Source organism: Segetibacter koreensis DSM 18137 (assembly GCF_000374045.1).
GTDB classification, from domain to species: Bacteria; Bacteroidota; Bacteroidia; order Chitinophagales; family Chitinophagaceae; genus Segetibacter; species Segetibacter koreensis.
On sequence record NZ_KB893385.1, the window covers coordinates 105,519 to 120,018 of the forward strand.

General features: G+C 36.7%; 13 protein-coding genes. 6 read left to right on the forward strand and 7 right to left on the reverse strand.

Annotated elements, in window-relative coordinates; all coding sequences use genetic code 11:
* The first annotated feature begins 8 nt into the window (after window positions 1-8).
* Entirely contained in the window at window positions 9-845 is an 837-nt protein-coding gene (locus B154_RS0125625) for a PASTA domain-containing protein (RefSeq protein WP_018617216.1), read from the forward strand.
* Window positions 846-874: 29 nt separating this feature from the next.
* A complete protein-coding gene (locus tag B154_RS0125630) occupies window positions 875-1,183 on the forward strand; it encodes a rhodanese-like domain-containing protein (RefSeq protein ID WP_018617217.1) in 309 nt (102 codons plus the stop codon).
* Window positions 1,184-1,519: 336 nt separating this feature from the next.
* On the opposite strand, the gene uvrC is transcribed toward B154_RS0125630, so the two are convergent.
* The 4 genes from uvrC to B154_RS0125650 all read right to left on the reverse strand — a co-directional run bounded on the left by uvrC (window position 1,520) and on the right by B154_RS0125650 (window position 6,073).
* Window positions 1,520-3,334: an excinuclease ABC subunit UvrC gene (gene uvrC / locus B154_RS0125635; protein WP_018617218.1), complete on the reverse strand. Its 1,815-nt coding sequence runs from the start codon at window positions 3,332-3,334 to the stop codon at window positions 1,520-1,522.
* Window positions 3,335-3,347: 13 nt separating this feature from the next.
* Entirely contained in the window at window positions 3,348-3,932 is a 585-nt protein-coding gene (locus B154_RS0125640; RefSeq protein ID WP_018617219.1) for a hypothetical protein, read from the reverse strand.
* A 95-nt stretch (window positions 3,933-4,027) separates the two neighbouring features.
* Window positions 4,028-5,476 carry a porin family protein gene (locus B154_RS0125645; RefSeq protein ID WP_018617220.1) on the reverse strand — a complete coding sequence of 483 codons (1,449 nt, stop codon included), beginning with the start codon at window positions 5,474-5,476 and terminating at the stop codon, window positions 4,028-4,030.
* A 15-nt stretch (window positions 5,477-5,491) separates the two neighbouring features.
* A complete protein-coding gene (locus B154_RS0125650; RefSeq protein ID WP_018617221.1) occupies window positions 5,492-6,073 on the reverse strand; it encodes an RNA polymerase sigma factor in 582 nt (193 codons plus the stop codon).
* 366 nt (window positions 6,074-6,439) lie between these two features.
* Between B154_RS0125650 and B154_RS0125660 the strand changes: the two genes are divergently transcribed.
* The gene (locus tag B154_RS0125660) at window positions 6,440-7,294 is read left to right on the forward strand and encodes a universal stress protein (protein ID WP_018617223.1); all 855 of its coding nucleotides are present in this window, start codon (window positions 6,440-6,442) and stop codon (window positions 7,292-7,294) included.
* 129 nt (window positions 7,295-7,423) lie between these two features.
* Window positions 7,424-8,926, forward strand: a complete 1,503-nt coding sequence (locus tag B154_RS0125665) for a lipopolysaccharide biosynthesis protein (protein WP_083935024.1) — start codon at window positions 7,424-7,426, stop codon at window positions 8,924-8,926.
* Window positions 8,927-8,936: 10 nt separating this feature from the next.
* Here B154_RS0125665 and B154_RS0125670 read toward each other — a convergent pair whose 3' ends face one another.
* Window positions 8,937-9,671, reverse strand: a complete 735-nt coding sequence (locus tag B154_RS0125670; RefSeq protein WP_018617225.1) for a menaquinone biosynthetic enzyme MqnA/MqnD family protein — start codon at window positions 9,669-9,671, stop codon at window positions 8,937-8,939.
* A gap of 203 nt (window positions 9,672-9,874) precedes the next feature.
* Between B154_RS0125670 and purB the strand changes: the two genes are divergently transcribed.
* Window positions 9,875-11,221 (forward strand): adenylosuccinate lyase, encoded by a 1,347-nt coding sequence (purB, locus tag B154_RS0125675; protein ID WP_018617226.1) that lies wholly within the window; start codon window positions 9,875-9,877, stop codon window positions 11,219-11,221.
* A 64-nt stretch (window positions 11,222-11,285) separates the two neighbouring features.
* Here the strand turns inward: purB and B154_RS32650 are convergent, their stop codons facing one another.
* Together B154_RS32650 and B154_RS0125680 are read right to left on the reverse strand one after the other, a co-directional pair.
* Window positions 11,286-11,483 carry a hypothetical protein gene (locus B154_RS32650; protein ID WP_281166914.1) on the reverse strand — a complete coding sequence of 66 codons (198 nt, stop codon included), beginning with the start codon at window positions 11,481-11,483 and terminating at the stop codon, window positions 11,286-11,288.
* A 186-nt stretch (window positions 11,484-11,669) separates the two neighbouring features.
* A complete protein-coding gene (locus tag B154_RS0125680; protein WP_018617227.1) occupies window positions 11,670-12,725 on the reverse strand; it encodes a methyltransferase in 1,056 nt (351 codons plus the stop codon).
* Between the two features lie 286 nt (window positions 12,726-13,011).
* On the opposite strand from B154_RS0125680, the gene B154_RS0125685 reads away from it, so the two are divergent.
* Entirely contained in the window at window positions 13,012-14,448 is a 1,437-nt protein-coding gene (locus B154_RS0125685; protein WP_018617228.1) for a Gfo/Idh/MocA family protein, read from the forward strand.
* Window positions 14,449-14,500 lie beyond the last annotated feature (52 nt).

The following is a 14,500-nucleotide window of genomic DNA, read 5'->3' on the forward strand; positions in this document are numbered from 1 at the left end:
AATAATTAGTGTTTACATTCATAACTCATAAGCCTCTTTGGGTCAATATACTGGTAGTTATCGTTTTAACTGTGCTGTTAGTTTTGGTGTTTTTTGGCTCCCTCGATTATTTAACGAAACATAATCAATACCAGAAAGTGCCACCTGTTGTTGGAAAAAATGTGGATGCGGCAAGAAAAACACTGGAAGAGAAAGGCTTTGAAGTGGAGATACAAGATAGTTTATATATTGACACAGTCCCACGCCTTGCGGTTATAAAGCAAAGCCCAGCCGGTGATGCTAACGTGAAAGTTAACCGCACTATTTATCTCACAATTAACCGGGCGCAACCTCCACTTATAGAAATGCCAAACCTTATTGGATTTTCTATTCGCAATGCTCAAATGTATCTTGAAAATCTTGGTCTACACCTTGGTGACACTACTTTTAGGCCTGATATTGCTAAAAATGCAGTTTTGGAACAACTGTATAAGGGGAAACCAATAAAAGCAGGCACAAAAATTTTTATGGGCAGTACAATAAGTTTTGTCTTGGGAAATGGAGTAGGTACACTTGAGATGGCTGTTCCTGATTTAATGGGTAAGCGTTATAGCCAGGCAAAATCAATGTTACGAAGCCTTGATCTGAATTTTACTCCTGTTTTTGACCCTGATGTCTCTGATACTCCCGGCTCTTATGTTACCAGGCAAAGTCCCCAGAAATACTCTGAGTCTGCCGATGGCGAAAAACGTTATAACAGAATTAAACCAGGGCAGACAATTGATATCTGGCTTAGTACAAGACCTCTAATAACAGATAGCAGTGAGGCAAAATCAAATGCAGACTCTTTGATTAATCACCGATGATATTTTCAACCAGTTAAAAACATTGTTATATGAGACAAATTTCTGTAGATGAATTAAAAGCTCGCATGGATGCTGGCGAAAAGCTTAATGTTCTTGATGTAAGAGAAGACATTGAAAGAGCTGATTTTAACATCGGTGGCACTCATTTTCGACTGCGCAGGATTCAAGATATGGCCATAGAAGATATTGAGAATTTAAAAGATGAAGAAGTTATAGTGTATTGTCGCAGTGGTAACCGAAGCCAAATGGCTTGCCTCATGCTAGAGCATATGGGTTTTAAGAATACTGTAAATGTTGCTGGGGGAACTTTGGACTGGATTGAAAAGTTCGGAAGATAAAACGTGTACCGAAACTGAGAAGGATTTAATAGCTTGTTTTAGATCTATGTATAATAATACGTAAAGGTTCTTTTTGTATATTCAACTTTAAAGTATTAATTGCCTCGTTTCTAGCCTTTTATTGAATATTTTCAGCAATCCAACTGCCTCCTAAAAGGCTTTTTTCCCTCCCCCAATGAGGAAAGTAAAATTTAATCGATAAATTAATAAAAAAAGGTCATTCACTTTTGGTGTTCTAACTACTTTTTCTATCTTTACCATGGTTTTTCATAGGATATTGGATTTTAAAAACGGGGCTGGATGTTTATCCTGGCCCCTTTGCTTTTATAACACTTCCTATTTTTCACTTTCCCGTTTAAAATAACTTGTAATTATTGTAGCTTTTGATAAACCGATAATTGCAGCTAATTCGTCAGTAGATTTTGTTTGAATACTTTTTACTGATTTAAATGTTTTTAATAACATTTCGGCAGTTGATTTACCAATTCCTTTAATATCTTCCAACTCATTTTTAAAAGTGCCTTTACTTCTTTTTTGACGGTGAAAATTTATTCCGAACCTATGCACTTCATCTCTTATCCGCCGTATAAGTTTCAGGCTTTCGCTGTCCCAAGGCAATTTTATTGATTCCATGTCACCTGGAAAAAATATTTCCTCTTCGTTTTTTGCCAGCCCGACAACGGTTACTTCACTTTCAAGATTTAGTTCCTTTATACTTTCCATAGCCGATGAAAGCTGGCCTTTACCACCATCTATAATAATTAATTGGGGTAGAGATTGCTCCTCTTTTACAAGTCTGCTGTAGCGCCTATAGACAACCTCCTTCATAGTTGCAAAGTCGTTTATGCCCTCTACTGTTTTCACATTATAATGCCGGTAATCTTTTTTACTTGGAATACCATCTCTGAAACAAACCATAGCGCTGACAGGATAACTGCCTTGAAAGTTAGAGTTATCAAAACATTCAATATGTACGGGTACTTCTATAAGCTGCAGGTCTTGCTGCAACTGGTATAGTACTTCCTTCTTTTGGAGGTCGCTTTTACCTTCCAGTTGCAATATTTTTTTCTTCCGTAATTCTTCAGTAAAATAATTGACGTTTTTTACTGAAAGATCTAAAAGTTTCTTTTTTTCACCTCCTTTTGGTACCGTTACCGTTACTTCTTCCACAGCAAAATCAATTTCAAAAGGCACAATGATTTCATTGGCCAAGCTGTTAAATGTTTCTCTCAATTGCATTATAGCAAGAGGTAGTACTTCCTCTTCGTTTTCTTCAAGCTTGGTTTCTATACGTACTGTATGTGTCTGAACAATTGATCCATTATACACCATCAGGTAGTTTACATAAGCAGTATCACCATCTTTTAAAATAGAAAACACATCAAGGTTAGATAAGTGTTTGCTCACGATTACAGAACGCTCCTGGTAACTCTCCAGATGTTCAATTTTTTTACGCAACAACTCTGCCTTCTCAAAATCAAGATTCGACGCAAATTGACTCATTTCAGATCTAAAATGTTGAATGACCGGCTGAATGTTGCCCTTCAAAATGTTGCGAACCTGTTGCAAGGCCTCTGCATATTCCTGTTCCGATTGTTTTCCTTCACACGGCCCCTTGCAGTTACCTAAATGGTACTCGAGGCAAACCTTAAATTTACCTTTTTGTATATTAGTCGGCGCCAGGTTTAATTTACAGGTACGTAAAGCCACATTTTGTTTAATAAAATTAAGCAACTCTCTGACTTTGGCAACCGATGTAAAAGGGCCTAAATACTCTGACCCATCATTTATTTTTGTTCGCGTAAGAAATACCCTTGGAAACGGTTCTTTTTTAATTACGATGTAGGGAAATGATTTATCATCTTTTAAATCGATGTTGAACTTTGGCTTAAATTGTTTTATCAGCGAATTTTCCAGTAAAAACGCATCTGCCTCACTATTGGTTATGGTAAATTCAACTCTTCTTATTCGTTGAACAAGTTCGTGGGTTTTATAGTTAGTAAAAGTTTTTGTAAAGTAACTACTGGTACGCTTTCTAAGGTTTTTTGCTTTTCCTACGTATAGCAGTTCATTTTGGGCATCAAAATATTTGTAAATGCCGGGAAGATGAGGTATGGTATGTGCAATTTGCTGAAATTCCTGTGAGGTCATAATAATTTATCTCTTAACTCTTTTCGTTCCATGTAACATTCGTCTCGCTCGTGTTTTCTTTATTGCCGCTTTTTTGCACCAAACGATTTATCTGGAAGCTTTGGCTGGGTTTCCAGCTTAATTGCTCAATAGCAGAACTGTCTGCATAATTGAAAAACTTACGAATAAAAATGCGTTTTACAGTTTGCCCGTCTTCCTGCAGCAATACGTCTATGTTTTGAATTTCTAATTGTTTATCATCTGCAGTATAACTTAGCGTATAACTCTTTGTAGTCTGATCGTAAAATATATTTTCGGTGTAATGCTTTTTAAGGCCTTTATCATTTATATCAGGCTGAAGAAATTGAGCAGAAATCTGGTTAAAAACAGTAGTGTTAATAGCAGTAGAATCTTTCTTTCCGCCGCTGACATGTATCTTATAAATAAAATAAGGAGTTTTATTTACTTCTGCAATCTGTGATCTAATGTATTGATTAACCTGAAAAAAATGAGTTGTATCATTTTTTCCGGCGTCATTTGTCTTTGTGTTACTTCCATTTTGCTTACAGGCACAGTAAAGGAGAGGATATAAAAGAAACAAAAACGTGGCTTTATTCATTATGCAAAAATAGCATAACGAACCAAGGCTAAAAAAAGGACGATGTTAAAGAACAAACCAAAAGTGAGTATTTAATATAAAAACTATTACCCCAATTAAAAAGTCTTTGACAATCCGATTTTGATACCATAGTCCATAAGATGCTCCTTGATAGGATATTGTGGAATGAAGGTTGAGTAAGGCTGGTAGCGTAACTGAGGCCCGATCTGCCATTTAAAATAACCGGCCTTAAAGCTTACAAAAGTTTCTATATTACTGTTAATATTAAAACTGCGTACCATCTCAGGATTCTCACTATAATTTTTAAAATTAGTCGAGATCAGATAGGCATTGCGATTTATAAGATAAGTGGGTTGAATGCTTCCTGCTACATTAAGCTGAATCGTTTTATTACCTATTATTTCCCACTCAATACCAACCGGAATAGCAATTTGATAATACCGATTAACTAATTCTGCAGAATAAAAACCATTGCTGTTTCTATAAATTGCAAGGGTATTAACAGTATCTATGCCGTGGTTTCCAACCAATGCAATACTGGCAAGTTCGGTACTTGAACGATAAGCTTCAATGCTGTATTGACGCACATTAAATTGAAGGCCCGATTTAATTCTAACATTATTAGAAAGATTATAGAGAATACTTATACCCGCTTCGAGGCCATTTCCTGGCTTGTGCCTGACTACATTGTTGACATCTGCAACATAATTTAAGCCTACAGGACCCGCACCAGCCCCATCTTTTAGCACTGATCTGTCTTCTAACAGCTTGCGGTAACTGATAGAAGGAGCTATATAAATTTGAAAGCCAAATTTATTCTTTAAGCTTTTAGGTTTTTTAGTTGTATATAGAGCGATATCATCTTTATGGTCCTTCAGGAACTGATCAACCATGTTTTTATCATTGTCCTCTTTAGCCAGGCGTTCATTTTCAGCCAAAGGTTTTATTTTTCCTGGTGCAATTATTATTTCATTTCTCTGTATTGTTGGTAGCGCAGGTCTTCCCTCTTTAGTTGCTTCTAAAGTACCTGCAGATGATGGATTAGCCGCTACTTCATGCTCGCCCAGCAGCTCTGTTGCTATATTATTTTTACTGCTAACATTTAATACAACGGCTTTGTTTACCTCTTTTTCAACTCTCTGCTTAAAAGTAGAGGTAGAAGTAACTGAAGCAACAGGTTTATCAATTAGTTGATTTTCAACTACTGAATCAAAACTGGTCTTTTCTTTATACAGTGATGGGGAAGACGTCAGATTATCTAGAACGATAATATTATGTTGAGAATTAGGATGTGCAGCGCTTTTAATTTCATTATTTAAAGGTGGTACAGTAAATATGTCAGGTTGGGGTGTAAAATAAACACAAATGGCAATAGTGACGCTTAAAAGTGTAAATGCAGCAACCGTTAAACCGGGCCATTTTTTATCACCGTGCAGTTTTTTATTTATATCTCTCCATACGGTGTCAGTAGGATACATACGATGGTTTCTTACCTCTTCCTTCAGAAACTCTTCGAAATTGTTTTGGTTAAAATTGTCTTCCATTTACTGAAATGCTTTTTATGCCTTTTTAACTCCCGCCAGCAAGGAAAACTGCGTTTTGGGTTTTTCAAGAATATTTTTCTTAACAAGAATATTTTCCAACATGGATTTTGCGCGCGTATACTGGCTTCGGCTTGTGCTCTCCTCTATATCAAGCATAACGGAGATTTCTTTATGACTATATCCCTCTATTGCATACAGGTTGAGAACGGTTCGGTAGCCTATTGGCAATAGCCGGATGCATTCGGTTACTTGTTTTGCCTGCATAATCGAGGGAATAGTTTCTTCCTTTATATAAACAAATCCCGCAACTTCCAAATCCACGCTTTCATTAAATTTTTTATATTTTTTTAAAAAATTAATACAGGTATGAACTATTATTCTTCTTATCCATCCTTCGAAAGCTCCTTTATTTTGGAAAGTATGTATTTGGGTAAATACTTTTATAAATCCCTCCTGCAACATATCTTCTGCATCTTCACGGCTATGAGCAAAACGGTAACAAACGGACAGCATTTTAGGGCTGAACCGGTTATACAATTCCCTTTGCGCAGAGGGATCATTGTGAAGACAACCGGCAATTATATATTCTTCTGTCATGAACCATGTTAATAGTATACCCCTAAAATAAGACAATAAAATGAATCAATTGCTGCTTTTTATTTTATTTTTTTTTAAAGCTCAAAAACCCCTGTTTCACCTTTTAGAAAAGAAGTTTTCAGGCAGTTGCCAGGTGTTGAAAATTGCCGTCTTCCAATAGCATTCATTCTTAAATATTGTTCGATTTTTACAATCATTCTCAATATAATCGGTATAAGAGCTTACGTTTTTTTTACGCAAGATGTTATCCTTTTTAAAAGTGTGATGACAAGAAAAAAGTATTGTATCTTGATGTTTTTAAATCAATGATTAAGATAGTTATTAACTCATTTTAAATTTTTTCTGTTTCTAAAAGTTGATTACAATATGAATACAATTCTGGTTCCTACTGACTATTCCGCTTCAGCAAAAAATGCCGCTTTATACGCCATACATCTTGCTTCGCAATTAAAGGCTCAGAAAATCATTTTATACAACGCCTTTCAGCCCCCGCCTGTTATTACTGAAAACACTGCAATGCCAACTGCTACCGCACCATTCTTTGATATCGAAAGCCTGCGTGATATGAGCAGTACCGGGATGACGCATTTTAAAAAATCAATCGAAGGTTTTTGTCCTTCCGAATTAAAACTAGAGCAACTGACAGAATTCGCTGCTTTAGATACTAATATAAATAATCTTTGTAAGAAGACCGGTGCAGATCTCATTATAATGGGTATAACCGGAACCAGCAAAATTGAAGAGGTATTAATAGGCAGCACGGCCTTAAGCGTAGTGAAGAATACAAAAACTCCTGTAATTGTTGTTCCTGCAGAGGTAACATTTACTCCCATTGAAAATGTAATGCTAGCTTGTGATTTTACAAAAGTGGCAGAGACAACGCCGGTTCAACCTATAAAAAACATATTGGACGCAACTAAAGCTGCCTTATATGTAGTAAATATATACAGCAGCGACAAAGAAATCACCTCGGTAAAAAGCTATGAGCAGGAATTATTGCATTCACTGTTGCGAGAGTATAATCCTAATTTTCACTTCGAATACAAAGAAGACTTTATAACAGGTATCAATGATTGCGTTGAGGAAAAGAATATTAATCTAATTATTACCATCCCAAAAAAGCATGGTTTTTTAGAAGGGTTATTTAAAGAACGGCATATAAAGAAATTAGCTTTTCACAGTCATGTACCGGTAATGTACGTTCACCAGGAAGATTTATAGGGGAAATATTTGATGTATTGTGACATCCATTTGTCCCATTTTCAACCCTTCACACAAGCACTAAAACGCGTTTTATTTCATTTAAGAAATGTACGATACCTTCGGCACAAAAATCTGTAATTAATTTACATGAGTGTTATTCAAAAGCAAAGTATCAGGTCTTCTATTGTTATAATGATTGGTTTTGCTATCGGTGCCATTAATTTAATTTTAATTCAACCAAAAGTTCTTACTGCAGAGCAGTACGGACTTACAAGAATAATTACTGACGCGGGCATCACACTTGCCTCAATGTGTACGTTAGGTTCTATACCTGTAATTAATAAATTTTTCCCTTTTTATAAAAGTTATCTTAATCCTAAGAACAACGACCTTCCTTTTATCACCCTTATCATTTGCCTCATCGGATTTGTGATAATGTGTATAGCAGGTTACGCTGTAAAAGATATTATAGTAAGAAAGTTTAGTGAGCGGTCTCCCCTCTTTGTCAGGTACAGTTACCTGGTGTATCCTTTCGGCTTTTTTATGCTAATGTTTTTATGGCTTGAAAGTTTTAGCTGGTCTTTTAGAAAGGGCGTGATTTCAAATAGTTTAAGAGAAACAGTTGCCCGGATAATATTCACTTTTTTGCTACTTTTTTTTAGTCTTCATATTATAAACATATCACAGTTTCTCACTGCTTTTTCGTTTTCTTATATTCTGCCTGCGGCTATTTTATTTTTTGTTTTAAGAAGAACCAAAGAATTCATTTTCATTCCTACTATAAGCTCGGTTACAGTTCGAATGAAAGGCAGAATGATAAATTTTGGTCTTTTTATTTTTGGTGCACAATTTCTAAATCTTTTATCACGCACTGTTGATACATTTATCTTGTCTTCAAAATCTGCCCGTGGCCTCAGTGATGTTGCTGTTTTTACCATTGCTACCTATGTCGTTACTATTTTGGAAATTCCCCAAAGAAGCATAACATCTATATCGGTACCTGTATTGGCAGAGGCCTGGAAAAATAAAAATATTACGCATATAAAAAGTATATATAGAAAAAGCGTAAGCAATCTCTTAATTATAGGTCTTGTAATGTTTTGCATTATTTGGGTTAACACCCCGAATCTTTCTCGTTATCTGGGAAAAGACTTTACAGGTATTGAAAAACTTGTTCTGCTAATGGGCATCGGAAAACTTATAGATCTCGGCACCGGTGCCAATGCTCAAATTATTGGTACATCCAGCTATTGGAAAGTTGATTTTACCACCAATGTGCTTTATACCATTCTTGCATTGCCTCTTAACTATATCCTTATTTCCCGCTATGGATTAACAGGCGCTGCATATTCGACCCTCATTTCGCTCACTTTTTATAATGCGATGCGCTTTGGTTTTCTTTGGTATAAGTTTAAAATGCAGCCCTATTCGTGGCCAAATTTAATGGTAGTGGCAATTGCATTTGTATGTACAGTAATAGTGTATTACATCCCACAAATTTCGTCACCTGTCATTGATACAATTATCAGAACCATTGTATTTATTTGCTTGTTTACACCCGCCATTTATTTCACTCATATTTCCAACGAAATAAATGATTTAATCTTAAATTATCTCAATAAGGCAAAAAGTATAATAGCAGGTAAGTAATGTAGTTTCGCTATAAAAAAGACAAGAACTTTTCCAGTCCTTTCCGCTTTTCTTCAGTCAATACGTAATTTATATTTTTGGTATAGTAGGTTTTAAGATCGTACAAAGGCGAAAAATTCTCAGCCACTACTGCGTCTATATTTTCCAAACCTGTTTTGTTAGCTTCGTTAAATGGTTTTATAAATTCAACTGGTAATTTTTTGTTAGCTACCCAAGCCGCGAACACAAATGGCAAACCAGTAAATTCAATCCACGTTTCGGCAAGATCATAGATGTACGGCGATATTTTTCTTTGCTCAAAGGCCCTGTCGCCTATTACAACACCAGCCGTTGTACCTTTTATGTCATCTCTGAAGTTCTCTTTTGCTTCCTCAAATACTACAGGAAGTTTCCAGTAATGTTTTATTAAAACTCTTGCCAGCGCTACTGATGTTTTGCTCTGGTAATCTAAAACAACTTTCTCAATTTCGTCAAGTGGAACTTCACTGAATAAACAAACAGATGCCACAGCACTCTCCGCCCCTATACAGTAATCACTGATAATGTAATGTTCTTTAAGTTTTGGTATAATTGCTACTGGCACAAGTCCAACATCAATTTCATCATTCAGCAACATCATGGCTATTTTTGCCGGGTATTCTTCTGTAATTTCCATACCGTTTATCTGTAATCCATGCTTAAAAGCGTACATCAAAGGCTTTGTATTCAGATAACTTACCGCACCTACCTTTATAGTCTTCTGCAATTCATCTAATTTTGAGGTGCAAAGAAAATGAATTTTATGTAATGGGCGATTGTGCTGCTATTAAACGTTGTGTCTTCACTGAATTCATTTCAGTGTCGCTCACCTGGTCAATCTGGGCTTAAACAGCAAAGTTTTAAGCCAAGCACATAATTTTTTGGCGATTATTTTAAAATAAAATGTAGCAATAAAGGAAATACACATACATGGAACTAACTAATCTTACAGCCATATCTCCTATTGACGGACGATACAGAAAGCAAATTGCGTTTCTTGATGAATACTTCAGTGAATACGCACTTATAAAATACCGGGTGTTGGTAGAAATAAAATACTTTTTCTTTTTGGCCGATAACAAGTTTTTTACTGCAGATAATAAATGTCGCCAGGTGCTGCTAAAAGTTGCAGATAAGTTTTCTGCTGAAGATGCCCAACAAATAAAAAAGATCGAGGCGATCACAAATCACGATGTAAAAGCGGTTGAATATTTTTTAAAGGAGCAACTTGAAAATGCGGGTGTAAATGATGTAAAGGAATGGATACATTTTGGTCTTACTTCGCAGGATATTAATAATACTTCTATCCCGCTAAGCTGGAAAGATTGTATGGAAAACGAATACCTGCCGTCTGTAATAAACCTTAAAAAACATTTGCAGGATTTTGCGGTTCAATGGAAAAATATTTCCATGCTTGCTAAAACCCATGGCCAACCTGCATCGCCAACAACTTTAGGCAAAGAGATAATGGTATTTGTAGAAAGGCTTCAAAACCAAGTTGATTTATTTTCTTACGTTCCTTATTCGGCAAAATTTGGGGGCGCTACCGGCAACCTTAACGCGCATGCCGTCGCATTTCCCTCAAAAGATTGGATTATGCTGGCTAATAATTTTGTTGAAGGTATTCTAGGTCTTCAACGTATGCAATTCACTACCCAAATAGAACATTATGATAATCTTGCAGCTCATTTCGACTGTATAAAACGCATCAACAATATTCTAATAGATTTTTGCCGCGATGTCTGGACTTATATCAGTATGGAATATTTTAAACAAAAAACTAAAAAAGGAGAAGTTGGCAGCAGCGCAATGCCTCATAAGGTAAACCCAATAGATTTTGAAAATGCAGAAGGAAATCTTGGAGTTGCAAATGCTTTATTAGAACATCTTTCTGCAAAATTACCAGTAAGCCGATTGCAAAGAGATTTAACGGACAGTACTGTTTTACGAAATCTTGGCGTACCTGTTGCCCATACGCTCATAGCTATAAAATCTATAGAAAAAGGCTTGGAAAAGTTGTTATTAAACGAGACTAAGATAAATGAGGATCTTGAAAACAATTGGGCAGTTGTGGCTGAGGCGATACAAACTATTTTACGCCGGGAGAATTACCCTCAGCCCTATGAAGCATTAAAAGAATTAACAAGAGGTAAAACTTCAATAACAAAAGAAGATATACAACGGTTTATTGAAACACTGAATATAAGTGCAACAATAAAAGATGAATTAAAAAATATAACTCCCCAAAATTACGTAGGAGTTACTGCTGAATATTAATTTCATCATTTGACTTTAACGTTTACCTGTCGTTACTTTTTCAGTATCAGCCAGGTTGGGAGAATTACACCTTCGTCTCCCAACCTGGCTGATACTCGGGACTCCAGTATTTCATTGCTTCATTATCATTTAAAATATGCCCGTTTTGGGGATCGATATGTAAAGTATGTCCCGAACGCAAAGTAATATTACCTAGTTGCACAAGTAACGTACTTTGGTGGCCACTTACTATATCTGAGTTCACTTTGGTGCCCTTTCTAATGCCATCAAAAAAGTTTTATACTTCCATAAACTTTACAGGTCAAAAAAATCTCTTTGTTGTAAATTATAGATTAACTATGGATACTTATCTTTTACAATTTGAACAACAGTTGGTAGACCACATAGTCTTTCACTAAATAAACCTATATTTTGTAAAACATAAAGATTATAATCTTTATTTCTCGCTTTAGTATCTGGGTTTACTTGCGTATATAAGTCCGTAATCCATCAGAGTAGGAATATTTTCGGATGAACAAACAAGGCCTGCCCGGGAAAGCCATGTTCGATACTCGTGTCTGCTGTATGCCCTGCCCTTTGTTCCTAAAAAAAGTATGGCAGAATAATCTGTTACAGCAAGCGGACCATCAAGCGTATCATTAAGAAAAGCATCATGAATCCATAACTCGCCGGCAGGGTTAAGGGCTGCTGCAAATTTTTTAGCGAGAAATTCACACGTCTTTGTTGGCCAATCGTGAAAAACACTCGCAGCCAGCAAAAGGTCTGCACGCGGGAGATCATCAGTAAGCATATCCCCAGGCATGAACTTCACCCGATCTTTTATCGTCTTAACTTCATTACCTCCATTATTACAAAAATCCTCCAGTAGCTCTGCAGCCACTTTCAATACCTCGGGACGGTCAAAGATGGTGGCATATGACAATGGATTTGCGGCGAGCCACTCATAAGTATAAAATCCTGTTCCGCCTGCAATGTCGAGAAAATGCCCTTCCCGTTTAGTTATTTTAGCCGCCACTACTGGGGAAAGATAACGAGCACGTCCCGCCAGTGCCAACGTAAAAAAACGTGCTGCATCAGGATCATCCATTGGTGAAGGGGCCTCTTCATCTTTTACATACGAAAAACCTTCAGAAGCATTTTCAGGACCATCGTTTCGTAACCACTCGCTTATTTGCAATACACCCGTATCATGTTTTTCTAAGCCCGTGTAGCCAGTCAGGTTTGAGGGGTGAGTCGCAGTTAAATACTTTCCCAGTTCAGTAAGTTGCAATTGTCCTTCTGCATTATATTCTATCATATCCATAGCACAAAGAGCAGGAAACAAAACCATTGCAGGCCTATCTTTTAATTGCAGCCTTTGCCTCAATTCATCTATTGAGGTAGGGCCTTTACTTAATTCTTCGAAAACACCAAGATGGTGAACAGCAGCGACTAAAAGATGAGAGCTGGCTTTAGCTCTTAAATGACGGGTAATAGGAGCAAGATCAAGTAAAGGAATTGACATTTGTTTTTTCTATTGCAGATAGTTAAAGTAAAAAACAGGAAATTATAAAATTTTTACTACTTGAAAAATTACTTTTCTTTAAATACCTGCCTATCCGTTGATATCCTCTTGCATTTGCCATAACATTTACCTTGCAGATATACCTTTACCGTTAATTACAAAGCATCTTCAACTAAATTTTAGCCATATTTGTACAATTACCAATATAAAAATTCAAAACTTCAATAAAAATCATTTAATTACACAAAATTATTTTCTATTTCATTTTTTAAAAAGACATTCCTCTATGAATGAGAGCTTACCAGAAAATTCTTCGAGAAGAAATTTTATCCGTGACACCTCTTTGGCGGCTACCGGATTTTTTATTGTACCTCGCCATGTATTAGGACGGGGATTTGTTGCTCCAAGCGACAAATTAAATATTGGCTCTATAGGGGCCGGAGGCAAAGGTGAAAGCGATATAGCGAATTTTTACAAATCAGGAAATGCAAATATTATTGCATTGTGCGATGTTGATGATCGTTCATCAAAAAAAACCAGGGAAGCTTTTCCTAAAGCAAAATATTACAAAGATTTCAGGGAAATGCTTCAGAAAGAAGGCAAGAATATTGATGCTGTTTCTGTTTCTATTCCAGACCATGCCCATGCTGTTCCTGCATTGATGGCTATGCAAATGGGTAAACATGTATACGTACAAAAACCATTAACGCATGACATTTTTGAAGCAAGAGTATTAACTGAAGCTGCCCGTAAATACAAAGTAGTAACCCAAATGGGTAACCAGGGATCTTCAGGAGATGGAGTGCGCTTAATGCAGGATTGGTATAATGCAGGATTAATAGGAGATGCTCATACAGTCAGATGCTGGACCAACCGCCCGGTATGGCCACAAGGCAATGGATATCCAAAAACAAAAGACCCAATACCGGCGGAACTAGATTGGAACTTATGGCTTGGACCAACTCAATTTCATGAGTATCACACGGCCTTTGTTCCTTTTAACTGGCGAGGTTACTGGGATTTCGGAACCGGGGCTTTAGGCGATATGGGTTGTCATATCATTGACCCTGCGTTTAAAGTGGTCGGTCTTGGTTATCCATCAGAAGTAGAATGTAGTGTTGCAGATATTTACGAGCAGATGTGGACTCCCGCTTACCATCCTGAAAGTTGCCCGCCTGCTTCATCTATCAAAATGAAGTTTCCAGGAAAAAATGGAAAGCCTGATGTAAAACTTACATGGATGGATGGAAACATAAGACCAGAGCGTCCGGAAGAACTGGGAGCGGATGAAGAAATGGGAAATGCCGACGGCGGTGCCATAATAGAAGGAACGAAAGGAAAAATGATGTGTGGATGTTATGGAGAAAATCCGACATTGTTACCTACATCAAAAACCAAAGAAGTGGGAAATGTTCCTAAAACAGTTGAAAGGGTGCCTGGCGGACAGGAAGGTCACTATGCACAATGGGTAAACGCATGTATTGCAGGATATGGCAAAGGAAAAACAAGCTCTCATTTCGACTACGCGGGTCCGCTTACAGAAACAGTGCTTTTTGCAAACCTTGCCCTACGTAGCTGGAATTTGAAAGATGCTGCAGGAAAGTTGTTTCCAGGAAGAAAGAAATTGTTATGGGATGCTGCAAATATGAAAATTACCAATTTTGATGAAGCCAACCAGTTTGTAAGACGACAATACAGAGATGGATATTCATTAAAAGCCTAAGTTGAAAGAGACATTAAAACTAATAAGGTTTTTGAACTGCTAATAAAAATGC

Excerpts from the sequence above, each read along its gene's own strand:
- uvrC (WP_018617218.1), bottom strand. The coding sequence starts at position 3,334 with ATGACCTCACAGGAATTTCAGCAAATTGCACATACCATACCTCATCTT.
- B154_RS0125680 (WP_018617227.1), bottom strand. The coding sequence starts at position 12,725 with ATGTCAATTCCTTTACTTGATCTTGCTCCTATTACCCGTCATTTAAGA.
- B154_RS0125645 (WP_018617220.1), bottom strand. The coding sequence starts at position 5,476 with ATGGAAGACAATTTTAACCAAAACAATTTCGAAGAGTTTCTGAAGGAA.
- B154_RS0125650 (WP_018617221.1), bottom strand. The coding sequence starts at position 6,073 with ATGACAGAAGAATATATAATTGCCGGTTGTCTTCACAATGATCCCTCT.
- B154_RS0125660 (WP_018617223.1), top strand. The coding sequence starts at position 6,440 with ATGAATACAATTCTGGTTCCTACTGACTATTCCGCTTCAGCAAAAAAT.
- B154_RS0125685 (WP_018617228.1), top strand. The coding sequence starts at position 13,012 with ATGAATGAGAGCTTACCAGAAAATTCTTCGAGAAGAAATTTTATCCGT.
- purB (WP_018617226.1), top strand. The coding sequence starts at position 9,875 with ATGGAACTAACTAATCTTACAGCCATATCTCCTATTGACGGACGATAC.
- B154_RS0125665 (WP_083935024.1), top strand. The coding sequence starts at position 7,424 with ATGAGTGTTATTCAAAAGCAAAGTATCAGGTCTTCTATTGTTATAATG.
- B154_RS0125640 (WP_018617219.1), bottom strand. The coding sequence starts at position 3,932 with ATGAATAAAGCCACGTTTTTGTTTCTTTTATATCCTCTCCTTTACTGT.
- B154_RS0125630 (WP_018617217.1), top strand. The coding sequence starts at position 875 with ATGAGACAAATTTCTGTAGATGAATTAAAAGCTCGCATGGATGCTGGC.